General features: G+C 44.4%; 21 protein-coding genes and 4 tRNA genes. 19 read left to right on the forward strand and 6 right to left on the reverse strand.

The genetic code is table 11. The annotated features are described in order from the left end of the window. Positions 1-41: 41 nt before the first annotated feature. A complete protein-coding gene (locus FHS68_RS08175; RefSeq protein WP_167269026.1) occupies positions 42-671 on the forward strand; it encodes an ankyrin repeat domain-containing protein in 630 nt (209 codons plus the stop codon). Here the strand turns inward: FHS68_RS08175 and FHS68_RS08180 are convergent. The 5 genes from FHS68_RS08180 to FHS68_RS08200 form a co-directional block, all read right to left on the reverse strand. Beyond that, positions 625-1,473: an alpha/beta hydrolase family protein gene (locus FHS68_RS08180; RefSeq protein ID WP_167269028.1), complete on the reverse strand. Its 849-nt coding sequence runs from the start codon at positions 1,471-1,473 to the stop codon at positions 625-627. The genes FHS68_RS08175 and FHS68_RS08180 overlap by 47 nt on opposite strands. A gap of 129 nt (positions 1,474-1,602) precedes the next feature. Beyond that, complete coding sequence (locus FHS68_RS08185) at positions 1,603-1,869, reverse strand: ABC transporter permease (protein ID WP_229211819.1); 267 nt, start codon at positions 1,867-1,869, stop codon at positions 1,603-1,605. Between the two features lie 18 nt (positions 1,870-1,887). Beyond that, positions 1,888-1,961: transfer RNA gene (locus tag FHS68_RS08190), tRNA-Arg, on the reverse strand. A gap of 90 nt (positions 1,962-2,051) precedes the next feature. Next, positions 2,052-2,125, reverse strand: a tRNA-Pro gene (locus tag FHS68_RS08195). 61 nt (positions 2,126-2,186) lie between these two features. Further along, positions 2,187-2,273: transfer RNA gene (locus FHS68_RS08200), tRNA-Ser, on the reverse strand. A 130-nt stretch (positions 2,274-2,403) separates the two neighbouring features. Between FHS68_RS08200 and FHS68_RS08205 the strand changes: the two genes are divergently transcribed. The 18 genes from FHS68_RS08205 to FHS68_RS08290 all read left to right on the forward strand — a co-directional run bounded on the left by FHS68_RS08205 (position 2,404) and on the right by FHS68_RS08290 (position 23,863). Continuing rightward, positions 2,404-3,366: a vWA domain-containing protein gene (locus FHS68_RS08205; RefSeq protein WP_167269030.1), complete on the forward strand. Its 963-nt coding sequence runs from the start codon at positions 2,404-2,406 to the stop codon at positions 3,364-3,366. Between the two features lie 39 nt (positions 3,367-3,405). Continuing rightward, positions 3,406-4,125: a hypothetical protein gene (locus FHS68_RS08210; protein ID WP_167269031.1), complete on the forward strand. Its 720-nt coding sequence runs from the start codon at positions 3,406-3,408 to the stop codon at positions 4,123-4,125. 19 nt (positions 4,126-4,144) lie between these two features. Further along, entirely contained in the window at positions 4,145-5,077 is a 933-nt protein-coding gene (locus FHS68_RS08215; protein ID WP_167269033.1) for a phosphoribosylaminoimidazolesuccinocarboxamide synthase, read from the forward strand. Between the two features lie 56 nt (positions 5,078-5,133). After that, positions 5,134-5,556 carry an STAS domain-containing protein gene (locus FHS68_RS08220; RefSeq protein WP_167269035.1) on the forward strand — a complete coding sequence of 141 codons (423 nt, stop codon included), beginning with the start codon at positions 5,134-5,136 and terminating at the stop codon, positions 5,554-5,556. A 493-nt stretch (positions 5,557-6,049) separates the two neighbouring features. Further along, a complete protein-coding gene (gene gltB, locus FHS68_RS08225) occupies positions 6,050-10,633 on the forward strand; it encodes a glutamate synthase large subunit (RefSeq protein WP_208408259.1) in 4,584 nt (1,527 codons plus the stop codon). Between the two features lie 55 nt (positions 10,634-10,688). After that, on the forward strand, positions 10,689-12,197 hold the full coding sequence (locus FHS68_RS08230; protein WP_167269037.1) for a glutamate synthase subunit beta: 1,509 nt from the start codon (positions 10,689-10,691) through the stop codon (positions 12,195-12,197). A 118-nt stretch (positions 12,198-12,315) separates the two neighbouring features. Continuing rightward, positions 12,316-12,939 carry a polysaccharide deacetylase family protein gene (locus FHS68_RS08235; protein ID WP_167269039.1) on the forward strand — a complete coding sequence of 208 codons (624 nt, stop codon included), beginning with the start codon at positions 12,316-12,318 and terminating at the stop codon, positions 12,937-12,939. A 12-nt stretch (positions 12,940-12,951) separates the two neighbouring features. Beyond that, positions 12,952-13,953 carry a glycosyltransferase gene (locus FHS68_RS08240; RefSeq protein WP_167269040.1) on the forward strand — a complete coding sequence of 334 codons (1,002 nt, stop codon included), beginning with the start codon at positions 12,952-12,954 and terminating at the stop codon, positions 13,951-13,953. 103 nt (positions 13,954-14,056) lie between these two features. Then, a complete protein-coding gene (locus FHS68_RS08245; RefSeq protein WP_167269042.1) occupies positions 14,057-14,824 on the forward strand; it encodes a TatD family hydrolase in 768 nt (255 codons plus the stop codon). Continuing rightward, positions 14,821-15,897 (forward strand): asparaginase, encoded by a 1,077-nt coding sequence (locus FHS68_RS08250; RefSeq protein WP_167269043.1) that lies wholly within the window; start codon positions 14,821-14,823, stop codon positions 15,895-15,897. Before FHS68_RS08245 ends, FHS68_RS08250 begins: the two co-directional genes overlap by 4 nt. 49 nt (positions 15,898-15,946) lie before the next feature. After that, positions 15,947-16,033, forward strand: a tRNA-Ser gene (locus FHS68_RS08255). A 248-nt stretch (positions 16,034-16,281) separates the two neighbouring features. Then, the gene (locus FHS68_RS08260; RefSeq protein ID WP_167269045.1) at positions 16,282-17,502 is read left to right on the forward strand and encodes a site-specific integrase; all 1,221 of its coding nucleotides are present in this window, start codon (positions 16,282-16,284) and stop codon (positions 17,500-17,502) included. Positions 17,503-18,018: 516 nt separating this feature from the next. Further along, entirely contained in the window at positions 18,019-18,567 is a 549-nt protein-coding gene (locus FHS68_RS08265) for a DUF1003 domain-containing protein (protein ID WP_167269047.1), read from the forward strand. A 65-nt stretch (positions 18,568-18,632) separates the two neighbouring features. Then, entirely contained in the window at positions 18,633-19,271 is a 639-nt protein-coding gene (locus tag FHS68_RS08270) for a LytR/AlgR family response regulator transcription factor (RefSeq protein WP_229211882.1), read from the forward strand. Positions 19,272-19,811: 540 nt separating this feature from the next. Further along, positions 19,812-20,156 (forward strand): winged helix-turn-helix domain-containing protein, encoded by a 345-nt coding sequence (locus FHS68_RS08275; RefSeq protein ID WP_167269050.1) that lies wholly within the window; start codon positions 19,812-19,814, stop codon positions 20,154-20,156. Between the two features lie 118 nt (positions 20,157-20,274). Then, positions 20,275-22,209, forward strand: coding sequence for a TonB-dependent receptor plug domain-containing protein (locus tag FHS68_RS08280; protein WP_229211820.1), 1,935 nt, complete (start codon positions 20,275-20,277; stop codon positions 22,207-22,209). 28 nt (positions 22,210-22,237) lie between these two features. Further along, on the forward strand, positions 22,238-23,350 hold the full coding sequence (locus FHS68_RS08285) for a cytochrome-c peroxidase (protein WP_229211821.1): 1,113 nt from the start codon (positions 22,238-22,240) through the stop codon (positions 23,348-23,350). Positions 23,351-23,353: 3 nt separating this feature from the next. Continuing rightward, entirely contained in the window at positions 23,354-23,863 is a 510-nt protein-coding gene (locus FHS68_RS08290) for a molybdopterin-dependent oxidoreductase (RefSeq protein ID WP_167269055.1), read from the forward strand. A gap of 196 nt (positions 23,864-24,059) precedes the next feature. Here FHS68_RS08290 and FHS68_RS08295 read toward each other — a convergent pair whose 3' ends face one another. Next, positions 24,060-25,328: a PAS domain-containing sensor histidine kinase gene (locus FHS68_RS08295; protein ID WP_167269057.1), complete on the reverse strand. Its 1,269-nt coding sequence runs from the start codon at positions 25,326-25,328 to the stop codon at positions 24,060-24,062. Positions 25,329-25,386 lie beyond the last annotated feature (58 nt).

Consider the following 25,386-nt stretch of genomic DNA (forward strand, 5'->3'; position numbering starts at 1 on the left):
CAATCATTTCACTTCTAATCGATTATGGGGCCAACCCCTCGGTGACGAGCGAAGGTGTTACTGCCGCTGCCAGGGCTGCCAGAGAAGGCCGCAGCGATGTGCTGTCTACTTTCAGAAAGCGCGGAACGGCTTATACTTTACAGGGCATTGACCGCCTTATCGAGGCATGTGCATTTGGGGATAGTGAATTGGTGAAGCGTATTTTGCAGACAGAACCCGGGCTTTTGACGGAACTGTTGTCCATGAGCGGAACTTTGCTGGCAAAATTCGCAGGAACTGGAAATGTGGGCGGTGTTGCACAATTGCTGGATCTTGGTGTCGAGGTAGATGCGCCTTTTCAGGAGGGTGATGGTTATTTTGAAATCCCGGAAGGAAGTCTTGCAATACATGTAGCTGCCTGGCATGCGCAGCCTGAGATCATAAAATTACTCGTGGAAAGAGGATCACCCATTGATACGCCGGATAGAAATGGCAGGAGTCCACTGCAATTGGCGGTGCGCGCCTGCGTGGACTCCTACTGGACCGACCGGCGGACGCCAGAATCGGTGGATATACTACTCAAAGCCGGTGCAAAAGCGGATTACATATCATTGCCAACGGGCTATCGGGCAATAGACGAACTACTTACTTCTCAATTACCTCCATCAAAAGAGGCCACAGATTTGCCCTGAATTTCTTCCTGAATATGCCCGTATGCCCTACTTTATCTTTCGTATGTTCCTTTACAGATAATTTTAGGATTGTTTGAGGGGAATTTGGGAAGAATTTCATCATGAGCGGCACTGTTTTATCATTCGCTATAAAGTCGTCGCTGGTGTAAACCGCCGTAATGGGGATTGTAAATTGGCAAAACTGGTCGGACCGTAAAATTTTATTTAGCGAATCCTTGAAATAACTTTTATTAAGGCACCATGCCCTCCATTCCCACATCATATTACGCGGCAGATTTTCTCCCCAGCCAATTTTTGTCATGACCCCATAGCCGTAAATCTTGATCATCAGTGGCCCAATGAAGTACCAAAGCATCCAGATAAGCCACTTCATGGGAAACGGGAAATAGCCCCAGTAACCCAATGCGGAGTTGATTGAAATTACCTTACTGATATGTTCAGGATTTTCAAGAAAACCTACCAATTGCGCACCCACGCTATGGCCAAGCCATATAATGCAGGTCAACCCTTGTTCCTCAACGAGGTATTTGAGTACAGCATTCATGTCTTTCGTGCCCCATTCATGCATGTAGGCGTCCATCGTACGAAGATCATCGGGCGCTGAGCCGCCAATCCCGCGATAATCGTACAACAGCACGGTGTAACCCTGACCAATGAGGAACATGGCGAAATTGATATAAAATTCCTTCTTAATCCCGGTAGCGGAACTGATTACTATGGTTCCCCTTTTTTTATAGACTGGTGATGCATACAAGGCGCTTAGCCGGTAGCCGTCGGAAGCGGTGATGAATATATTTTTCATGGCTGATCGTTTTGTTTCATTTCCCAAAACCTTTTACAAAAGGCTGAAAAACTGAAACAAAAGTACCCGGCATGACAAGGGCACACTAAAACGAATGTTACAGAAAGGGATAAAAAAGTTGCGGTTGGCTTAGTCAACGAATGATTTACTACTCATTGCGTTGTAATCTTTTACCACCCCAACAATCTCAAAAGCCTGTCCCCAATTGACAATTGCACCTACTGCTTTTTGTGGCGACTCAAACCCAAGCTGACGTGCAGCCGATTCATTGACCATCAGCTTACCACTTTTTTCCCACGCCAATTCTGTCTCACGGACGGTGAAGTTGCGCCCAGCAGCGAGGCCAATTTGGAAAATTGATAAATATCTGTCGTCAAAGAAAAAAGCACCCAGCAAAAAGCTAAGTGCCTTACGTGATCCGGATGTGATTCGAACACATGACCTGCTGCTTAGAAGGCAGCTGCTCTATCCAGCTGAGCTACCGGACCAAAAGAAAAAGGCAGTTAGCAGTATCTGCATACGGCTGACTGCCTTTTTTGTCGGAAGACAGGATTCGACCTGCCAATCTCTATTTCTCGTCGGGGAGACAGGATTCGAACCTGCGACCCTCTGGTCCCAAACCAGATGCGCTACCGGGCTGCGCCACTCCCCGAGGGTATTATTTGCTCTTTCTTCAAATAAAATAAGAGCACTTTAAACTTCCAGAAGTTGTGTAGAGGAAGCGGGATTCGAACCCGCGGTACCCTTGCGAGTACGGCAGTTTAGCAAACTACTGGTTTCAGCCACTCACCCATCCCTCCTTCTTTTCCGTTCTGGGTTGCAAATATAGAAGTTTGCCTCTCAGTAAAACAAACAATCAGTTAAAAAAACTTTATCAGAAGCCGTAAATGCCTATTTTTGAAAAAGTTTAAATTACCCAAAACGTTCATTATGAACTGGAATTATCCATTTGGCAGTACCGAGTATTTTTTCATTTTTGTTTTCATTTTTGTCTACGTCGCTTACATTATTCGCACCGTCCGGATTGCCCGGCAGCTGCAAACTACCGCCCGGACACTCATCATTAAACTCTTTCTAAGAACAATAACATTCTCTCTGCTAATCATCAGTTTGCTCGGTCCATCCTTTGGAGAAGCGGAGCGGGACATTCAGGCAAAGGGCAAAGACATATTTCTGGTTGTGGACTTGTCCAAATCTATGGACGCAGCGGATGTAACCCCATCAAGGCTCGAAAAAGCAAAGTTTGAGATGAATCGTCTGGTTCAGGAGGAAAAATCGAACCGGATTGGGATCATTATTTTTTCCAATGATGCATTTATTCACGTTCCGCTTACCTATGACAATGCGGCGCTGGAATTATTTATTCAATCACTCCAGACAGATTTGCTAGCAACAAGCGGCACCAACATTTGCGGAGCGGCGGAACTGGCTTATGATAAGTTAATGAACGCCACCGACCCAGCCGGGCGCGCCAGATTAATGGTTTTATTTACCGATGGAGAAAATAATGCTTCGTGCAGCAGCGCACTTTATAATAACTTCCGTCGATTTGGAATTGGCGTTTATACGGTTGCAGTGGGCACAAAAGTTGGCATCAGCATTCAGCAAGACGGTAAGCCGCTGATGGATAAGAATGACAAGCTGGTGATCAGCAAACTCGACGAGAATTTTCTCAAAACGGTCGCCAGCGCTTCCCGAGGGACATATTATGAACTTAATAATACTAAAAATGATGTGAACCAACTGATTAATGATATTAATCTTGCGGAAGGCACATTGGTGGATTCAAGGACTATTACCGTCGTCAGTAATAAATACTACTATTTCCTTGGCGCTGCTTTGATTTTAATCCTGCTGGATATTTTAATTACTATCGGAACATTTCGTCTCTGAGGATCAATGCTTATTTTTGCGTCTCAACCCGGACCGACCATGACCGCACTTATTCTTTATGTCCTGCTTTGGCTCTGGGATAACCGAACATTCGACTCCATCACCAAGGTAAATGAGCGAAAGCTGGGCGCTGAGCAGGCTTACAATAATAAGGAATATGCCAAGTCCGCAGATTTATACAAGCAGATTGCATACGGATCAATTTTTTCTGACCCTGCCGCCCGATTAAACCTCGCACACTCTCTTTACAATCTGGGAAATAAAAAAGAGGCGCTTAAACATTATGAGTTGCTCGGCGAGGTTGAAAACAATACCATTGCATCCATTGCCAACAGCCAGATTGCTCTGATTAAGGTAAGTGAAAATGATACTGCCGGGGCTTTGGGAAATTTAAAGACTGCTCTTAGACTTGAACCCGGCAATACGCTGGCAAGAGACAATTACATCATTTTGAAAAAACACTTTTCAGGAACTGAGCAGCCCTCCGACATTAATACCAGGAAGCAAAAGTCTGAACAGCAAGCCCTTAACCAGGAAGATCAGTCCGCGGAACCAGCGCCGCAGCCAGAAAGTCGGGAAGTGGCTGAGGACATTAAGAGGGAGGAATTATTGAAAAGCCTCAAAGCAATGAACATGTCCGAAGATCAGGCCAGGGCAATTCTGGATGCCATGAAATCAAATGAATCCCAATATATTTACCAGCTCCGAAGGAAGCAATACAATAAATTGACGCATCCAAAGGATGAGATCGAATGGTAATTTTCACCACCAAATACTAATGAACAGCATATCCGAAACCAATTTTCAGTTTCCCGGTCAAACCGCTTTTTACAAAGGAAAGGTGCGCGATGTATATTCCTTTGATAAGCGCCTGGTGATGGTTGCCACCGACCGGATTTCCGCGTTCGACGTAATATTGCCACGGGCGATTCCATATAAAGGACAGGTACTGAATCAGATTGCCGCCCACTTTCTGGCAGCCACATCAGGGATCGTTCCCAACTGGTTATTGGAAGTGCCGGATCCAAATGTGAGCATTGGGATTAAGTGCCAGGCGTATCCGGTGGAAATGGTTGTAAGAGGCTACCTGGCCGGACATGCCTGGAGGGAATATTCGCTTGGTAAAAGATCAGTTTGCGGCGTTGCGCTGCCGGAAGGTTTGAAGGAAAATGACAAACTTCCTTCTCCAATCATCACTCCAACCACCAAAGCGCGTGAAGGGCACGACGAGGACATTTCGCGCGAGGAAATACTGGCGCAGGGATTGGTGAGTGAAGATGAATATGAACATTTGGAAAGATATACGTTCGCATTGTTTTCAAAAGGCACAGAAATGGCTGCTGATCAGGGACTTATTTTGGTAGACACTAAATACGAATTTGGTCAAATAGATGGTGTCATTTACCTGATCGACGAAATCCACACGCCGGATTCTTCCCGTTACTTCTACATGGACGTATATGAGGATAATCAAAGGGCAGGTCTTCCCCAGAAACAGCTTAGCAAGGAATTTTTACGGGAATGGCTGATCCAAAATGGCTTCCAGGGAAAAAAGGGACAATCGGTGCCGGAGATGACAGATGAGAGAGTAAAACTTATATCCGACCGTTACATTGAATTATTCGAAAAAGTAACTGGTAATAAGTTCCAAAAAAATAATCTGGATAATCCATTAAAACGCATTCAAGCGGCTATTGCTAGATCCTTATAATCGATCAACAGAATCCATTTTTTAACCCTATTATTTCCGACAAAACAAATACTGCAATGAATTATAAACTGGAAAAGAAAGAGCAATACGTTTTCATCGAACTGGAAGAAACCGAATTTGCACAGGATATTCCGGCTTCATTTGAAGATACGGTGAAATCACTTTTCAAGGAAGGTTACCACAGCCTGATCGTCAATATGCAAACTGTAAAGTCCGTGGATACAGCCGGAACAACGGTATTGAGGAAAGTAAATTGGCTGTGTTCCAATGACTTGGGCCTATTGGTTATCGTTACCAGAGATGATGATTTTATTGACTTGCTGGAAGAATTGAAGATTCCGGATCTCAACGTACTGCCTACGAAAGAGGAAGCCATCGACGCGGTTTTTATGAATAACCTGGAAAACGAATTCGGCGCGGGAGATGATGATTACGACGACGAAGATTACGAAAACGTAAGCGAATCAAAGGAACCTTGATGCTCGGAGTGTTTACATAAACAGTTGTTTGAAACGTCCTGCTCCGAGAAGCGGGACGTTTTTTGTCATTTATAGTCATTAGTAGACATTTATTGCAAGAAAAGCTAAAAGCTAACAACTAATAGCTAAAAGCTCACTTCCAAAAAGCGAGCCGCCAGCCATCGACTCCCGATCACCTTTGTCACTTTACGTAGACCAAATTTGCAATCTTCCAAGGCAACAAAAAGCAATACGCTGCATTGTCATTTTGACAAACATTTTCACAACTTGTTGAACATTTATCAATATTTCTATAATAATTGTAACTAAACAACCATATAAGATCTGGTACTATAAAATTTTGTCATTTGCATATTAAGCCAAATATTTTTTATGGTTATCTTGCGAGGCTTTACCCTATTCATAATACAAATGCGGTTTAGCGCTTTTTTTTAATCGCTTATTTAAACAAATTCTAATTACGAATTTGCTAATTACTCTACAATCGCCGCGAATGTCGAAAATGTCTGAACAAATGGTAGAAAATCAGGGACTGTACCGTCCGGAATTTGAGCACGATGCATGTGGGATCGGTTTCCGGGCTAACATCAAAGGCCGTAAGTCACACCAAATTGTGGCCGATGCGATTCATATGTTGGAGCGCATGGAACACAGGGGTGCTACCGGCTTTGACCCGAATACCGGTGATGGTGCAGGGATTTTGATTCAGATACCGCATGAGTTTTTCGTTGAAGAAAGTACAGAACTTGGTTTCCAGCTTCCCCCAGCAGGTGAATATGGTGTGGGGATGATATTTTTCCCTGGCGATGAAACAATCCGCGAGGAATGTCGCGATATCGTCAACCGAAAAATCAAGAAACTTGGTCTGACTTTGCTTGGTTTTCGCAAGGTTCCCACCCTGAATAATACATTAGGTGAAGGCTCTCTCTCAGTTGAACCGTGCGTTGAACAGGTTTTCATCAAACGTCCTGATGAAGTATCCGACGATACCGCTTTCGAAAGAAAATTGTTCATTCTCCGTCAGGTTTCGACCCGTCTGATTAAAGATACCGTGAAAGGCGGCGCAAACAGCTTTTATTATTCTTCGCTTTCCTGCCGGACGATATCCTATAAAGGTCAGCTAACCACTGCCCAACTAAAATATTACTTCCCTGATCTTGAAAACGAATCAGTGGTTTCTGCTTTGGCAGTAGTCCACTCGCGATTTTCGACCAATACATTCCCATCGTGGGAACTTGCACAGCCCTTCCGCTATATCGCTCACAATGGAGAGATTAACACGGTAAAAGGCAACGTAAACTGGATCCGCGCGGGAGAAAAAGCTTTCTATTCCGAATTTTTTTCAAAAGAAGAAATGGATATGCTCCTGCCGATCTGCGACAGGAACCAATCAGACTCTGCAAACCTGGATAATGCCATTGAATTGCTGCATCTTTCGGGACGTTCACTACCGCACGTCATGATGATGCTGATTCCCGAAGCCTGGGATGGAAATGACCAAATGGATGCGGAAAGGCGCGCTTTCTACGAATATCACGCTGCCATTATGGAACCTTGGGATGGCCCGGCTTCTATTTCTTTTACGGATGGAAAAATGGTCGGCGCTACGTTGGATAGAAACGGTCTGCGCCCTTCGAGATATTGGGTTTTGGATGACGATACCATCATTATGGCGTCCGAAGCTGGTGTTTTGGATGTAGATCAATCGAGAGTGGTGACCAAAGGCCGGTTGCAGCCCGGACGTATGTTCGTGGTAGATATGGAGCAAGGCCGCATCATTCCCGATGAAGAAGTAAAGGCGCAGGTTTGTTCCTCACAACCTTACCAAAAGTGGCTGGATGAGAACAAATTACACGTTGACCAACTCGAACATCCGATCCGTACTTACCGGGCTTATGATGAAAATGCACTGCTGAAACGTCAGGTTGCATTTGGATATACCTCGGAAGATTTGCGTATGATCCTTGCGCCGATGGCCCAAACTGGCATGGAAGCGATTGGTTCTATGGGTACCGACAGCCCGCTGGCAGTTCTTTCGGAACAAAGCCAGCATATGTCTACTTATTTTAAGCAGCTTTTTGCACAGGTTACCAATCCACCGATCGACTCTATTCGCGAAAGGGCGATTATGTCGCTGATCTCATTTGTGGGAGGTAACGAAAATATTCTGACAGAAAGCCCGAAACATTGCCGCCAGATCGCATTGCCACATCCAATCCTTTCAGTACAGGAATTTGACAAGCTGCGTTTTGTGGATAAAGATGGTTTTCAGGCTAAGACCATTAACACTTACTTCCGTGCCGACGAAGGCGGAAAAGCGTTGGAAAGAGCATTGGACCGCATTTGCCGCTACGCTGTGGACGCGATTGATGATGGATTCGAAATTCTCATATTGTCAGACAGAGCGATCGATTCTGACCACGCTCCTATTCCCTCATTGTTAGCAACTGCCACTATTCATCACCATTTGATCCGCGAAGGATTGAGAGGGAAAGTGGGGTTATTAGTAGAAGCTGGTGACGTTTGGGAAACGCATCATGTCGCCACATTGATCGGTTACGGCGCAGCAGGAATTTGTCCATATATGGCTTTTGAAACATTGGCCTATATGAATAAAAAAGGCATGATCGACGGTGAGTTTACCGAAGAAAAACTGCATTACAACTACATTAAGGCAGTTAATAAGGAGTTATTGAAAATCTTCTCCAAAATGGGTATATCCACATTGCAGTCTTACCAGGGCGCACAGATTTTTGAATGTGTTGGTTTGAATAAAGATGTGGTAGATAAATATTTTACAGGTACCATTTCCCGTATCAGCGGTATGGGAATTCATGACATTGCTCGCGAAATCCTGGTTCGCCATAAAGTGGCCTACCACGAAACGCCTGACCAAAAACCAAGACTGGAAGTGGGCGGTGTTTACCAATGGAAACAACGCGGGGAAGCGCACATTTTCAATCCTGCGTCTGTACATATGTTGCAGCAGGCCACCAAAACCAATAGTTATGAGCTTTTTAAAAAATACTCCAAACTGATTGATGATCAGAGCCATAAAGCGTTGACCCTTCGCGGCTTATTACGATTTAAAAAAGGCAATTCCATCCCAATTGAGGATGTAGAGTCTGCCGAAAACATATTCAAACGATTTGCGACGGGTGCAATGTCCTTCGGCTCTATTTCGTGGGAAGCGCATACTACGCTTGCCATTGCCATGAACCGCATTGGCGGAAAATCCAACTCTGGCGAAGGTGGTGAAGACGAATTGCGCTACAATAAGCTGCCCAATGGTGACTGGATGAATTCGCAGATCAAGCAGGTCGCATCCGGCCGGTTTGGAGTAACCAGCCATTATCTGAGCAATGCAGGTGAATTGCAGATTAAAACTGCGCAGGGTGCAAAACCAGGCGAAGGAGGGCAGTTACCCGGCTTTAAAGTAGATGACTGGATCGGACGTACACGGCATTCAACGCCGGGTGTAGGTTTGATTTCCCCACCTCCTCACCACGATATTTACTCGATTGAGGATTTAGCCCAATTGATCTTCGACCTTAAAAATGCAAACCGCCAGGCTCGTATCAGTGTGAAACTCGTTTCGGAAGCAGGCGTTGGAACCGTTGCATCGGGTGTCGCGAAGGCGCATGCAGACCATATCCTGATCTCAGGTTATGACGGCGGAACCGGTGCTTCGCCATTGAGCTCAATCCGTCACGCAGGTTTGCCATGGGAACTTGGCTTGGCCGAAACGCATCAGACATTGGTAAAAAATAAGCTGCGTGGACGGGTGACCGTTCAGGCGGATGGTCAGCTCCGTACAGGTCGCGACCTAGCGATTGCTGCGATGCTGGGAGCAGAAGAATGGGGCGTTGCCACTGCTGCATTAGTTGCGGCAGGTTGCATTATGATGCGCAAATGCCATTTAAATACTTGTCCGGTTGGCGTTGCGACGCAGCGGAAGGAATTGCGTGCACTGTTCTCCGGTAAGCCTGAGCACGTGGTCAATATGTTCACTTTCATGGCTGAGGAACTGCGTGAGATTATGGCGCAACTTGGTTTCCGCACTGTGAATGAAATGGTTGGCCAAGCACAATATCTCGAATTAAGAAACGATATCAAGCATTGGAAATACAAAAACCTGAATTTCGATGCGATACTTTACAAAGAAGGCGACCTATCGGTAGCGCAATTCAAGCAGGAAGAGCAGGATCACGGGATCGATGCGATTCTCGACCTTGATTTGATCAAAGCAGCAGCGCCGGCATTGGAAAATAAGGAAGAGGTTTATGGTGAATTCACCGTCAACAACCTTAATCGCGCATTGGGAACAATGCTTTCCAATGAAATATCAAAGAAATATGGCGGCGTAGGTTTACCAAAAGGTAACATTCACTTCAAATTCCGTGGTACTGCGGGCCAAAGCTTTGGCGCGTTTAATACTGCGGGCGTACGTCTTGAATTGGAGGGTGATGCCAATGATTACTTCGGAAAAGGCCTTTGCGGTGCTGAACTGCTTGTTTACCCTGATCGCGAGTCGAAATTCAAGCCGGAAGAAAATATTATCATTGGTAATGTCGCATTTTACGGAGCTACTTCTGGTGACGCATACATTCGTGGAACTGCGGGAGAGCGTTTCTGCGTGCGTAACTCAGGAGCGAGAGTGGTTGTGGAAGGTGTGGGTGATCACGGATTGGAATACATGACGGGCGGTCTTGCAATTGTATTAGGTGAAACCGGCCGGAATTTTGCGGCAGGTATGTCTGGCGGTGTGGCTTATGTTTTGGATAAAACCGGAACATTCAAAGACAAGGTGAACATGGAAATGGTTACGCTGGAGGCTCTGAATGAAGAAGATAGAGGCATCCTGCATGAGTATCTGGACAAACATTTCCAATACACCACCAGTAATGTTGCATTCCAGCTGATCCAGAACTGGGAAGAATCAGTTTCGCAATTTGTGAAAGTATTGCCGGGTGATTTTAAGAAGGCTCTGGACGGACGTGGAATTACGTTGGCGCAGCAGATTGCGGATAAGAATGTGGTTTACAAAGACATTGTAGTTGACGTAGTTCACCAATAAGCACTGCCAATTCTGCTCCAATCATTTAGAATAACGATTAAATAAGAAGTATAGAATGGGAAAACCAACCGGATTTTTAGAGTTTCAACGGGAGTTACCGAAGAAAAGAGCTGTTGAAGAACGTCTTCACGATTATCAGGAGATTGAAACGGCACCCACCGACTCTAATTCCAGACAGCAGGCAGCGCGTTGTATGGATTGCGGTATTCCTTTTTGCCACAATGGTTGTCCGCTTGGAAATATCATACCCGAATTCAACGACGCGGTTTACGATGAAAACTGGGCATTGGCGTACGAGATATTAGCTTCAACCAACAATTTTCCTGAATTCACCGGCAGGATCTGCCCTGCTCCTTGTGAAGCATCCTGCGTGCTCGGCATTAATAAGCCGCCGGTCGCAATTGAGTATATTGAGAAAGCAATCATTGAAAAGGCTTTTGAATTAAATCTTGTAAAACCAAAAATACCAAAGACCCGTACAGGCAAAAAAGTAGCAGTGGTAGGCTCAGGTCCAGCAGGTTTGGCAGCAAGTAATCAACTGAATCAAGCCGGACATACTGTGGTTCTTTTAGAAAGAGCTGATAAGATAGGCGGTTTGGTCCGCTATGGCATTCCCGATTTTAAATTAGAAAAAGGAATTATCGATCGCAGACTTGCCGTGATGCAGGAGGAAGGCATTGAGTTTCGTACCAATGTGAATGTGGGCGTAAGCATTAAGGCTGACGAATTGCTGAATGAGTTTGACGCTGTGTTACTTACGATGGGATCAACGGTTCCAAGGGATGTGAAAATCCAGGGCCGTAATCTCAAAGGCGTCCATTTTGCAATGGAATTCCTGAGCCAGCAAAACAAACGCGTAGCCGGGCTCAATCCTGAATTCGACCATCGCGGTGCGCCCTACACAAACGGGCAGATCATTGCCAAAGACAAACATGTGGTAGTGATTGGTGGTGGTGATACCGGGTCCGATTGCGTTGGGACTTCCGGACGTCATGGTGCAGTGTCCGTAACCCAAATCGAATTAATGCCGATCCCACCCCAGGATCGTGACGCAAGTACGCCATGGCCGAATTGGCCGATGATGCTGCGTACTTCCTCTTCCCATGAAGAAGGTTGCGACAGACATTGGTCTATCAATACCAAGGAATTTGTAGGCGACGAAGATGGCAATTTGAAAGAGCTAAAAATAGTTGACCTGGACTGGCAGAAAGATCCGGAAACGGGACGTATGCAAATGAAGGAAGTGGAAGGCAGCGAAAGAAATGTTCCCTGCGATCTCGCATTTCTGGCCGCAGGTTTCTTACATCCGCAACAGGAAGGTCTTTTAAACGACCTGGAACTGGAATTTGATGACCGCGGTAACATTAAAACCAATGGTTATCAGTCTACTTCCAATGAAAAAGTATTTGCAGCAGGCGACTGCCGCCGTGGACAATCACTGGTGGTTTGGGCGATCAGCGAAGGCCGCGAGGCTGCGCGTTCGGTGGATGAATTCCTGATGGGTGAGTCATTCCTGGAAGCGAAGGCGGTGTCCATGTTCAATCCGATATTTGCGCATGCTTAAAAATTTACTTCGGTATTAAGCCAGCCTCTATATAATGTATTGATAAGAAAGCTGCTCCAAATGGGCAGCTTCTTGTTTTGTACCCTTTATATTTGACGAATAAAGAAATTCTAGTTTCATGTTTTTGCATTATTCCCCTTTTTGGTTAAAGGTATTTTTCCCCGGCTTTATCTGGCGCGTCCCTACCCAGGAAAAGAAGATTTTCCTTACATTCGACGACGGGCCGATCCCTCAGATAACCGACTGGGTATTGGATATGTTGGAGCAGTACAATGCAAAAGCCACTTTTTTCTGCATTGGGGAGAATGTCAGAAAACACCCGGATATTTTTCAAAAGATATTGGAAAATGCGCATTCAATAGGCAATCACACGCATAACCATATGAATGGCTGGGAAACCGACGACAAGACCTATCTGGAAAATATTGAAAAATGTGCAAAACAGCTCGATTTGGAAACAAATCTGTTTCGCCCTCCCTATGGCCGGGTGAAGAGAAGTCAGTCAAAAGTCGTTTCGAATGAACGAAAAATCATCATGTGGGACGTGCTGAGTGGTGATTTTTCGAAGGTAATTACGCCGGAAACCTGTTTAAAAAAAACCATTCAACATACACGTCCCGGCTCGATTATTTTGTTCCACGACAGCATTAAAGCCGCGAAGAACATGCAATATGCACTTCCAAGATTTCTGGAACATTTTACACAGAAAGGATTTTCTTTCGAAGCCCTGCCCATGAGTTAACTGAATGCCTGTATGTCCAATAGTGAGAATTTGATTAAAATTAGTGTACTGATCGCCGCCAGGAACGAAGAAGACAATATTGAAAGGTGCCTGACGTCATTGGATGCTGTCAATTTCCCAAAGGAAAATCTTGAAATTATCGTCGGCGACGACGATTCTGATGATCGGACAGCAGAATTGGTACAAAATTTTATCAAGGACAAACCGCATTTTAAATATATAAAAATCGCCAGTCAGCTTGCGGAATTGAAAGGGAAAGCGAATGTGCTCGCACATTTGGCGCACCATGCCAGCGGAGATTATTTTCTTTATTGCGATGCCGACATTGCAGTAAAGCCGACCTGGATCTCAGAAATGCGGGCCCATTTTAAACCAAAAACAGGTGTTGTGATTGGGTTGACGAGAATGAAACACACCCATTTATTGGCAGACTTGCTTTCGATGGAATGGCTTTTTGCGCTAAGTACGATGCGGTTTTTCTCCTTATTTAAGATTCCGATTACCGGAATGGGCAACAACATGGCGGTGACCCGGGAGGCGTATTTCGCGATTGGAGGCTTTGAGAAAATCGGCTTTTCGATTGTCGAAGATTATACGCTTTTTATTGGTGTTGTTCGTCAGGGGTATGATTTTCAAATGGCTTACAAACCGGAGGTTTTAAGCATTTCGGAGCCGGTGAATACTTTTCCTGAATTACTAAAACAAAGAAAAAGGTGGATGCATGGGGTCATGCAATCTTTCTGGGTGACACGTCTAAGCCTGTTCGTTTCATCGCTGATCGTCCCAATATGTCTATTGATCGCTATCTGGTACCCCATTGATGCCCTTTCCAGCATTGTCCAATACTATGTGCTGATCACAGGAATTTCCCTGCTGTCCATCATCTTGTTAAAGCAGCCGGATCTATGGAAAGCGGCATTCCTTTTTTGGTTTTACATGGTAAGTATCGGCCTGATCATGCTGGTTAACTATTATCTGCCGAGTAAGACGGTTTGGAAGGGAAGGGAATATTGAGGAGCCGTTAGCCGCTAGCCGTTAGCTCCATTAGACTGGCGCCTTTGACATTTAAGATATTTTAATACTTCAAAAAGAGCTAAGAGCTAAAAGCTTTACCCCCATGATCGAAACCCATGCCCACATTTACAGCGACGACTATGCTGACGACCGTGATAACATGTTGCAGCGCGCCTGGAATGCTGGGGTTGAACAGATATGGATGCCCAACTGCGACCGTACCACCATTCCCGGGATGCTTGAACTCGCGGTTCGTTTTCCTGGTAAATGTTTGCCCATGATTGGTCTGCATCCCACTTATGTGAAGGACGATTTCGAAGATGAATTGGATATCATGGAGGAATGGTTGGGCAGATATCCATTTATGGCAGTTGGCGAAATTGGAATGGACCTTTTTTGGGACGTTACCTTTCGCGAACAGCAGGAAAAAGCGTTTTTATATCAATGCAAACTCGCCAGAAAGCATCATCTCTGGATTGATATCCATAGCAGAAATGCATTTTGGGAAACTGTAAAACTGATAGAAGAATTTGCTGACCCTGCATTGAAAGGTATTTTCCACTGCTTTACAGGCAATTTGGAAGAGGCAAAAAAGGCAATAGAACTAGGCTTTAAACTTGGAATTGGCGGTGTCGCCACTTTTAAAAATGGTGGGTTGGACAAAGTTCTTCCTTTTGTAGAACTTGAACACATTGTGCTGGAAACCGACAGTCCTTACCTTGCTCCCGTCCCCTATCGCGGCAAAAGGAATGAAGTCTCATACATTGATCTGGTCGCGCAGCGGGTGGCCGATTTAATGCAAATATCCAAAGCAGAAGTAATAGCCGCGACTTCAGGCACCTCCAAAAAACTTCTCCTGCCGACAATATGACGAATTATACCAAAATCAACATCAATCCCATTTCTCCCGAGCCCGCAAACGGCTCGGTACTGGTCATTTACACAGGTGGCACACTCGGAATGGTTTATGAACGAAAAGAGAATCAGCTTGTACCTTTTGATTTTCAGCAGATTATTGAGCGGGTACCCGAAATAAGCCGTCTTGATTTTGAAATAACATTTCTGTCCCTTCCTGAGCCTATCGACTCCTCTAATATGAATCCGGAGATATGGGTTGAGCTGGCTGAAATCGTTGAAGATAATTACACACAATATGATAGTTTTGTAATCCTTCACGGAACGGATACAATGGCTTACACAGCTTCTGCATTAAGTTATTTGTTAGAGAACCTGAATAAGCCCGTTATCCTTACAGGTGCTCAGCTCCCGATCGGAGTGGCCCGGTCGGATGCACGGGAAAATGTGATTACCGCATTGGAACTGGCGACGGCAAAAAATGAGCTTGGACGCCCTATTATTACGGAAGTATGCATTTATTTCAATTCGCAACTGCTTCGCGGAAACCGTTCCAAGAAAAAAGAAAGCTCCGATTTTAATGCGTTTCATTCCGAAAACTACCCCCCGCTTGCAACAGCCGGGGTCCGGATCGATTACAATTTCCCATATGTAAAGTCGTTTCAACCCGATTTGCATTTTAGGGTGCACAAAACCTTGAATACCCAGGTTGCGTTCCTCAAAATGTTCCCGGGCATTACACCGCTGGTGGTACAATCTATCCTGAATATCAGGGATCTGAAAGGCGTTGTTTTAGAAACATTCGGATCAGGTAACGCCACGACCGACATCTGGTTCCTGAATGCCATCAGCAAAGCCATTGACCGCGGACTGGTCATTTTCAACGTCTCCCAATGCGACGGCGGCCGGGTTACGCAGGGCCAGTATCAAACTAGCAAATTTTTAGAGCAGGTTGGGGTTGTAAGTGGTTCAGATATAACTGCCGAGGCGGCCATCACAAAAATGATGTATGTATTTGGGATCGAAACCGATGCGCAAAAATGCATCGAGATGCTTGGCAATCCTTTGAGAGGTGAAATGAGTGTTTGATTTGCAATAAAGATTTGCATTGCTATCTTTGCACCCCGTAACCACATATAGAGAGGTGTCCGAGTGGTTGAAGGAGCTACCCTGGAAAGGTAGTATGTGGGTAACTGCATCGAGAGTTCGAATCTCTTCCTCTCTACGAGTATCAATACCAAAACATATAAAAACCCCGATTAAAGACTTTAATCGGGGTTTTTATTTTTTGAATCGTATCAAAAGATTCAAAAAATCTCAAAGTTTTTATGCGCGTTTCATGGAATTATCATTCGAAAGAAAATCGCGCATAAACATGCAGTTAAGACCTTGATATACAGCATGTTTACCCCATAAACATCTTGACTTTTAGTAGTAACGACGCGATCTTTGTTCATCTTAAACATTAAACTTATGTTAGAAGCAAGTTTCGGGTTGAATTTCTTTTTGAAAACGCCTAGTGAAGAAAATCGTGATGGGAAAAGACATGTCTACCTTAGAGTAACGGTCAACCGCCAAGTTAAGGACATATCGACAAAACGTCAATGGCATCCCTTGAAATGGAACGTACGGGCAGGACGAGCAACGGGAAATAAGGAGGAATCGAAGGAATTAAATGGGTATTTAGATATCCTAACTGCCAAGGTTTATCAGGCAAAAAAGACATTGCTTGATGCTGATAAAGAAGTGACTGCTGAAGCAATTAAAAATATACTCCTCGGGAAAACAGAGAACGAAAAGACAATCTTAGAAGTCTTTCAAGAACATAATGATCAGGTTGTAGCACTGCTTGGTACAGACTTCGCCGCCGGAACATTAGAAAGATACAAGACATCCCTTGATCACACCCGGAATTTTATTAAATGGAAGTATCGGGTCGATGATTTCGAGATTAAAAAACTGGACTATGAATTCATCTCACAATATGAATTTTGGCTCAAAACTGTCCGTAAGTGTGCTCACAATACAACGATGAAATACTTGGCTAACTTTAAAAAGATTGTCTTGCTCTGTGTCAAAAAAGGTTGGCTAACACGAGATCCTTTTTACGGATTCAAAATGACAAAACGTGATGTCGACAGACAAGCATTGACTGAAAGTGAACTTCGTAGAGTCTGGAATAAAGATATGGGGGTGGGACGTTTGTCGCATGTCAAAGATATTTTCTTGTTCTGCTGCTATACGGGCCTTGCTTATGCGGATGTCTATAAACTGAAGCGAACCGAGGTTATTGAAGGTATTGATGGCGGGAAGTGGATCACCATAAACCGTCAGAAGACAGATACGCCCTCGCGAATTCCTTTGCTTCCTATGGCTTTGGAACTTATGGAAAAATACCAAGACCACCCGCAATGTGTCAATGAAAATAGGGTATTACCTGTGCTATCAAATCAAAAAATGAACTCCTATCTGAAGGAAATCGCCGACCTGTGTGTAATTGAAAAGAATATTACTTTTCATTTAGCACGACATACTTTTGCTACAACAGTAACTTTGACAAATGGAGTACCGATCGAGAGTGTTTCAAAGATGCTCGGTCACCGAAACATCAAAACCACCCAGCAGTATGCCAAGATTGTAGACAGGAAGATCAGTGACGATATGACCAAATTGAAACACATCTTGTGTAAGTAGATATTTTAGGCTCTAAGATCTTTAGATGAGAAAAACGATGTGTAGAAAATCCAAACTTGATTTGTTTCCTCACATGGATAGCGGCCGTCCATAGCAATGCCTGTAATAGCCATTGCTGCCAAAAAGCAAGTTTTATGATAAAGTTGATTTTGCTTCGGCCCATAGATATTTTGCTTTTCATCAAACAACATGTTATGACCAGACATAGCAAATAAATGGGAGGAACGCCCTGACCTTTGTGAGAAGTGAAGAAATAAACATCGTTTTAGACCTTTATACAGTTACCGAACTAAGATATAAGTTCTGTAACGCCATTTTCGCCATTTGTAGGAAAACCTCTATTTTGTAACGGTCACAAAATCAGGAAAAGAAACAATACTAATGGTCTTAATGGACGGCGTTGTTTCATTTTTCAAATAAGTGGCTAGTTAAGCCGTTTCCTTGATAAAATGAATTCCTGCCATTCCTGAGAATGGTGGTAAGAATTTTAGCATAACCTACTGATTTACAAACCTCATGGATGACAATACACAAGAACTGCTTATTTCCGGCGACCGGCAAATTGCCAAACTGAAACAAATTGTTCAGCAAGCGATTGACGAAGAAAAGCTCATTGCTGAAAATCTTTTGCACCAGCCAACTGAAATATTAACCCGTGGTCAAACCATCTCAGATAAGGTTGCAAGCTTCGGAGGTAGTTGGAAATTTATTATCACATTTTCAGTCATATTGACCCTTTGGATACTGTTCAATACATTATCACCACGCGAAGTTGAGTTTGACCCTTACCCATTTATCCTTATGAACTTAGTTTTGTCGGCCATTGCCGCGCTGCAAGCACCAATCATTATGATGAGCCAGAACCGCAAGGAAGAAAAAGACCGTAAGCGAAGTGAAAATGATTATCTTGTCAATCTGAAAGCAGAATTGGAAGTTAGAAGCCTTCACCAAAAAATCGATCTGTTGCTGGAAGAACAGATTAAAGTTTTGTTTGATAGCCAGGCAAAACAACTGGATATTTTAAGATCTATAGAGACCAAATTGGACAATCATCAAAAGAATTGATTTCCAAGTGATTCAATGCTAATCGTTGATGAATCCCCGGTAGCTCTGGAAATTTTGGTGCAGTACTGCAAACTGCTTCCTGTGCTGTGGGTAAATGCGGTGATGCTTTTGAAGCCAGGGAGAAAATACAGCATCTGCCGATTGACTTGCTTTTAATAGATATCAATATGCCAGTGCTTTCTGGAATTGAACTCTTGAAGACATTGAAAAACCTTCCGCTGGTAGTTTTTACTACTACATATAGGGAATTTGCGACCGATGCATTTGACCTAGCTGCCTGCGATTACCTGCTAAATCCCTTTTCCATTGAACGCTTTATCGTCACCATTGATCGTGTACTCGAAAAACTGACTCCCACAACGAATACCATACCTAAAATACCGGCTGGTATCCAAAGCAATCATTTAATATTGCGAACAGAAAGCCGGATCAACAAATTGAACTATGACCAGATTGTGTATCTGGAAGCCAGCAGGAATAATACCAAGGTCATCGCTTCCAGCGAGCACCTGATCAGCTCCGCGCCACTTTCTTCAATTGAAGCCCGGGTACCTGCTGAGCTGTTTTTTAGGGTTCACCGATCCATTATTATCAACATTTCAAAAGTCACCCGTTTGCACAGCAACAGGATCATTTTAGGTAAATTCGAAGTTCCATTGGGTGGAAACTATCGGATTAAATTTTTGAAATTATCAGGCCTTTAATTGCAACACGTTGGTCGGTAATTATTGCCGTAACCGAGTCAGTATATCTTCGTGGAAATGTCGGCAAACATTTGAACATTTTGAGTTTATATTAACCGCCGTATTAATGTGTCCCGTAGGACGGCAGCATTTTTCCGTATTTGTTATGAAGTGTCTCAGAGTGTAAACTTCAGGACTCTTTTGCACGAAAATTTCAGAATTAAATTGCCGTGATATAGGTACCAATATTCAGGCCGTCAGTTAGTTCCAAATAGTACAGTTTAACGTGCCAGTTCGCAATATGCAGTAATTTGTTTCGGTGTATCACTAAATCGTAATTTCGAAGTACCGTAATTAGGCACTTTCGGAACCAAAAGGAGAAAAAATGGAAGGGTCCAAGAGTACGAAAAAACCACCGGATTTTTAGACAGCTCATAGCGGTTACATATTTGCAGTGACAGATCCGTAGACTCTTGATCATGCCAGATTGCAGAATACGCGAGTTGTATGGATTTGAACTTAGCTTTGCAGATTGAGAATTAATTGTGAGCATTAAGACATATGAACCGAAACACTGAGATACGTATACGCCACTGGGTTTTTATTGATGAAACAAAATTCTTCGGACCCGGCCGCTACGAACTGCTTGAACACATCGCCGAAACTGGCTCGATCTCCAAAGCTGCAACCGCGATGGGGCTTTCTTATAAAAAGGCTTGGGCGATGGTCGATGCCATGAATACGCTTGGATCGAGTCCATACGTAATAACACAAAAAGGTGGAACACACGGAGGCGGCGCTATCATTACAGAAACAGGAAAACAGGTGATGGAAGCTTACAAGAAGCTGGATGAAAAATTTCTTGAAGTTGCCAAAGCAGAAAAAGAGCTGTTATCCGTGATTTGATCCTAAAAATTAGGGTGGAGATCTAAAAGGAGTCATTATATTTGCGATATGTAAACAAATACATATCGATTGAATGAAAGCAACTATACCCCTGTTATTATCAATTTTTTGTCTCCCGATGCTGACTCATGGACAGCAATTGGATTCAGCAGCAGCCAGCAGGACTTTCCAACTCGGGGAAATCCGCATTTCGGGCATATCGGAAAGAGATAGCAACAATAGGTTATCCTACCAGCGGATAGAAAAATTCAACCGCAACGATCTTTCGAATGCACTCAACATTTTGCCTGGTGTGAGCATTGCCAATGTTGGTCCAAGAAATGAATCCGTGGTTTACGTCCGCGGGTTTGACTTGCGCCAGGTGCCGGTGTTCATTGACGGCGTTCCTGTTTACGTTCCTTATGATGGGTATGTGGATATGGGCCGGTTTACCACCTTTGATCTGGCCGAAATCAACGTTTCAAAAGGCTTCGCATCGATCCTGTATGGAGCGAACACGATGGGCGGCGCAATTAACCTGGTGTCCCGCAAGCCAGTCAGCAAGTTCGAAATCAACGGCCACGCGGGCGTTTTCAGCGGTGACGGTTACCGCTTGAATGTGAATGTCGGGTCGCGACTTGGCAAATTCTTCTTTCAAGTGGGCGCTTCGCAGCTGAAACAGGAAACATTTCCATTGTCAGCGGATTTTAAGAAAAGGCGATACCAGCAGACCGACGAACGGTCGAATGCTTACCGGAATGATCTCAAATTCAGCGTGAAGGCAGGTTTCACGCCAAATGCGAGCGACGAATATGTGGTCGGTTATGTCAACCAAAAGGGAGAAAAAGGCAATCCGCCTTATGTAGGTGACGATTCCAGGATCATGACGCGCTTTTGGCAATGGCCGAAGTGGAACAAGCAAAGCTTGTATTTTATCTCAAACACGGCGGTTGGTGAAAAGAGCACAGTGAAAACCCGGCTGTACTACGATACGTTTGTTAATCAGCTGTTTAGCTATGACGACACGACTTACACCAAACAATCCCGACCTTACGCGTTTCAAAGTTTCTACGATGATTACACCTTTGGCGGCAATGCGGAATATGAATCTCGTGCGTGGGAAGGGAACGTTTTCAAGCTAAATGTGCAGTATAAGCGGGATGTGCACAGGGAGCATGACTTAGGTGAGCCGGTGCAAGGTTACATTGATAATACGTTATCTGTGGGCATTGAAAACAACTATCAGCTCACGTCTACTCTGGCACTTATTCCAGGCGTGAGCTTTAACATGCGCGGCAGCGATAAAGCGCAGGAATACAACGCCACAACCAAAGAGATAACCAATTTTGAAGACAGCAAAAACAATGCAGTCAATGCGCAGATCGGTTTGTTTTGGGACATTAATAGGAGCCATTCGCTGAAAGGATCGGTTGCTCGGAAAACCCGTTTTGCAACCATTAAAGACCGCTACTCTTACAGGATGGGCCAGGCGATTCCCAACCCTGACTTGGGTGCAGAAGCGGCTGTAAACTTTGATTTAAGCTATTCGGGAAAAATTGCGGATAAGCTCAGCCTGCAAGCGAGTGTTTTCAACAACAACATTAACGACATCATTCAACAAGTTGACAATGTACAGCCGGGACGTTTTCAGCTGCAAAATGCAGGAAAAGCAAGGTTTTATGGTGCGGAAGCGGGTTTGGATTGCCGGGTCATTTCCGGACTGAGCATTGGCTCAAACTATTCTTTTATAAAAAGAAAAAACAAAACCAACCCGGCCATTCTTTTCACCAATGTTCCTGAGCACAAGGTTTTTGCATATGCCGATTATTCATTCTTGAAGCGTGCTAACATTCTGGCAAGTGTCGAACATAACAGTGATCGTTATAGCTCCAGCTATGGCACCCAGGCAAAAGCTTACACCTTGGTCAATGCCAAGGCGTCGGTGAAACTCTATAAATTCATTTCTGCACAAGTGGGACTAAATAACATTTTTGATGCCAATTACAGTTTGGTGGAAGGATTCCCGGAAGCAGGACGAAATTTCTTTGTGAACCTGGTGTTCAGTCATTTTTAAGGATGCATTTACTTAAATGAGAAACTTGTTGAAAACGGTTTTAACAAACAAACCAGGTTGGCTTAAAGCCAGCCTGGTTTGCGCCTTTTTCATTTCTTGCGGTATAATCCAATCATTTCAGGGCAAAAATACCGAGCCCTATGTTTTGCAATATCCCGCCAATTTCGGCTCGCGGTTCGTAATTCCAGCCAATAATCCTACCACCAAGGAAGGTGTTTATCTTGGGCGGCTTCTGTTCTACGATAAAGCCTTATCAGCTGGTAACAATATATCTTGTGAAAGCTGCCATCAGCAAAGACAAGCTTTCACAGATGGAAAAGCATTCAGCACTGGCACCGATGGTTCTCTAACTACTAGGAGCTCTATGTCGCTGACTAATCTGCTTTGGGTTCGCAATTTCTTCTGGGATGGGCGCTCGCCTGGCCTTGAAGAGCAAGTCAAATTCCCATTAACCAATGAACACGAAATGGGGCAACCACTCAGCGAATCAGCCAAAAAGCTAAGTCAGACCACCCTGTATCCACCGCTGTTTGCCAAAGCGTTTGGAAGCAGCCTAATTACGGAAGACAAAATCCTAAAAGCGCTTTCCCAATTTGAAAGGACGCTGATTTCTGCCAGTTCCAACTATGATCACTATTTGGCTGGAACGTTTAAGCCGACTACTCAGCAGCTAAGAGGCTTACAACTGTTCGAAAACGGCCCAGACCCTAAGCGTGGTATCCGTGGCGCCAACTGCGGCCATTGCCATGGCGGGGTTAAAACCTTTAAAGAGCTTTTTCATAACAATGGTCTGGACAGCATAGCTGCTGACATCGGCAGAGAGCAGTTTACTGGGCAGGCTGCTGACCGGGCAAGGTTTCGCATCCCTACCCTGCGCAATATCATGCTGACCGCACCTTACATGCATGATGGAAGGTTCACCACTATAGAGCAAGTCCTTGACCATTATAGCGAACACATTGTGCAAAGCCCGACGCTTAGCACATTTCTACAAGACATTTCCAATGAAGCCGGTGGCAAGAACCTGGCGCTCACAAAGAATGAGAAAGCCGATCTGGCTGCATTTCTAGGTATGCTTACCGATTCTTCTTTTATCTCCAATCCCGCATTTTCTAATCCCCATCTCGTTCTAAATCCTTGAAATATGTATAAACCTAAGATTTCCAAGCGTTGCATTGCAGTCCTGTTGCTGTTTTTTGGTGTTACATTTTCATCACTCGCCCAAAATACAGCGACGCTTTCCATCGGTGGCGAAGTGACAACACCATTAGAGCTGAAACTTTCAGACCTATCCAGCTTTAAACAGGTAAGCCATAAAGTTAAAGACCGGGATGGTAAAGAGCATGTATTCGCTGGAGTTGCTTTGATCGAGCTCCTTGAAAAAGCGGGCGTGACAACTGGGGCAAAACTGCGCGGTGAAAACCTGGCCAAGTATCTGTTAATTACAGCGGCCGATGGCTATGAGGTCCTGTATTCACTGGCTGAGATTGATCCAGAATTTACAGATCAGATAATTCTGCTTGCCACAACAAAAGACGGGCAGCCATTTGGAACCGGTGAAGGTCCATTTCGGATCATTACACCCAATGATAAAAAGCCGGCACGCTGGATCCGGGAAGTACGTTCTATAAAAGTTGCTTTTGCCAAAAATTAGATACTGTCAACACTTTACAGGACGGGTCAGTCAGTCAGCAGTACAGTTTAAGGTGCCTTATTTATTGTTTATTACGCCTTGATAAGTGTTCATTTTTAGCTCCAAACCTACATTTAACACAACAGTCCAAGTTATATTTTAACCAATTATGTATAGATGCAATCTATTTTAGAACGGATTTCAGCTGCTTGCGCCGCTAACTTATAGGAAAGTGGATACTGAATGTCGAGCCGGTTCCGATTTGGCTCTCGACCCCGATAGCCCCTCCGTGATTTCCAATTACCTTTTCGCAAATAGCCAGACCGATACCAGTACCCTCAAATTCACTCTTGCTATGAAGCCTTTGAAATAGCTTGAAGATGCGGTCTTTATGCTGTTGATCAAATCCGATGCCATTATCGGAAATGTCTATACGGTCATATGCGGCAGTGACAGTACGCGGATGCACGTGATCAGGTAAATCCAATGAACTGACAATATTCCATCTGATCTCAATTACGGGCTGGGTCCCCTTCCGTTTAAACTTGATCGCATTACTCAATATATTTTGAAACAATTGGCTTAATTGTGCCGCATCACCCCTAACCTGTGGCAATACCGGTACGGCTATCGCTGCCCCGGCTTGGTGGATAGCTGCTTCCAGATCAACCATTACATCATTGACGACTTCATTAAGAGCTACCCGACTAATCCCCGAATCTTGCAGCGTTGCGTGCGAAAAAGCCAATATATCTTCAATTAATACCGACATACGTCTGGCAGCAGCCTGCATCTTGTCCAAATATATGATGCCTTCTCCTAGCTGTTCTGAAAACCGGGCCTTAAGCAGGTTTCCAAAGGACTGGATTTTGCGAAGCGGCTCCTGCAAATCATGCGAGGCGATGTATGCAAACTGCTCAAGATTTTCATTTGAACGTATAAGCCGGTTATTTGCCACAGAAAGCTCTTCATTTGCAGCCCAATACTCCTCGTTAACCGTTGCAAGCTGCTGGTTGATATCTTCCAGTTCTACGACGCGGTTTTTACTGCGGTCTTCAACCAAGGTATTTTTGCTGGTGTATGCCGGCGAAATATCTTGCAGAATTCCTGAAAACTGGTAAGGCTCCCCGTTAATTTGAAAAAACACCTTCCCTTTCCAGTTTAGCCAGTGCTCAGCTGAATTAGAATATTGCCTTGACCTGATATCAACGTTAAAGCTGCCAGCCGTTCCCGGTACAAGTGCGTCATTGAACGCTTGCCGGGCCCGGATTTTATCATCTAAATGGACAAGTTCAAATAAATCCTCACAGCCGATAACATTTCCACCCTGGTAATCAAACTGTACTTTAAACTGGTCACACATCCAAACCTGTTTATCAGACAGGCTCAGCTGCCAGCTTCCTATTACAGCCAGCTCTAAGGCAGTGGTCAACCTGACGTTCTCATCAAAATTGCTATGACTGAATGGGCTGCTTGTGGTGTTCATAGCAAAGGCTTAAATGGTGATCCAGTCATGTTTTAATGTAACTGACAGGTCTACTGCA

It is taken from the genome of Dyadobacter arcticus (assembly GCF_011762185.1).
In the GTDB taxonomy this organism is placed as follows: Bacteria; Bacteroidota; Bacteroidia; order Cytophagales; family Spirosomataceae; genus Dyadobacter; species Dyadobacter arcticus.

Coding starts and splice junctions, on each gene's coding strand:
- FHS68_RS08180 (WP_167269028.1), bottom strand. CDS start 1,473: ATGAAAAATATATTCATCACCGCTTCCGACGGCTACCGGCTAAGCGCC.
- FHS68_RS08265 (WP_167269047.1), top strand. CDS start 18,019: ATGGATGACAATACACAAGAACTGCTTATTTCCGGCGACCGGCAAATT.
- FHS68_RS08240 (WP_167269040.1), top strand. CDS start 12,952: ATGTCCAATAGTGAGAATTTGATTAAAATTAGTGTACTGATCGCCGCC.
- gltB (WP_208408259.1), top strand. CDS start 6,050: ATGTCGAAAATGTCTGAACAAATGGTAGAAAATCAGGGACTGTACCGT.
- FHS68_RS08245 (WP_167269042.1), top strand. CDS start 14,057: ATGATCGAAACCCATGCCCACATTTACAGCGACGACTATGCTGACGAC.
- FHS68_RS08275 (WP_167269050.1), top strand. CDS start 19,812: ATGAACCGAAACACTGAGATACGTATACGCCACTGGGTTTTTATTGAT.
- FHS68_RS08260 (WP_167269045.1), top strand. CDS start 16,282: ATGTTAGAAGCAAGTTTCGGGTTGAATTTCTTTTTGAAAACGCCTAGT.
- FHS68_RS08295 (WP_167269057.1), bottom strand. CDS start 25,328: ATGAACACCACAAGCAGCCCATTCAGTCATAGCAATTTTGATGAGAAC.
- FHS68_RS08290 (WP_167269055.1), top strand. CDS start 23,354: ATGTATAAACCTAAGATTTCCAAGCGTTGCATTGCAGTCCTGTTGCTG.
- FHS68_RS08280 (WP_229211820.1), top strand. CDS start 20,275: ATGCTGACTCATGGACAGCAATTGGATTCAGCAGCAGCCAGCAGGACT.
- FHS68_RS08205 (WP_167269030.1), top strand. CDS start 2,404: ATGAACTGGAATTATCCATTTGGCAGTACCGAGTATTTTTTCATTTTT.
- FHS68_RS08220 (WP_167269035.1), top strand. CDS start 5,134: ATGAATTATAAACTGGAAAAGAAAGAGCAATACGTTTTCATCGAACTG.
- FHS68_RS08215 (WP_167269033.1), top strand. CDS start 4,145: ATGAACAGCATATCCGAAACCAATTTTCAGTTTCCCGGTCAAACCGCT.
- FHS68_RS08250 (WP_167269043.1), top strand. CDS start 14,821: ATGACGAATTATACCAAAATCAACATCAATCCCATTTCTCCCGAGCCC.
- FHS68_RS08210 (WP_167269031.1), top strand. CDS start 3,406: ATGACCGCACTTATTCTTTATGTCCTGCTTTGGCTCTGGGATAACCGA.
- FHS68_RS08230 (WP_167269037.1), top strand. CDS start 10,689: ATGGGAAAACCAACCGGATTTTTAGAGTTTCAACGGGAGTTACCGAAG.
- FHS68_RS08235 (WP_167269039.1), top strand. CDS start 12,316: ATGTTTTTGCATTATTCCCCTTTTTGGTTAAAGGTATTTTTCCCCGGC.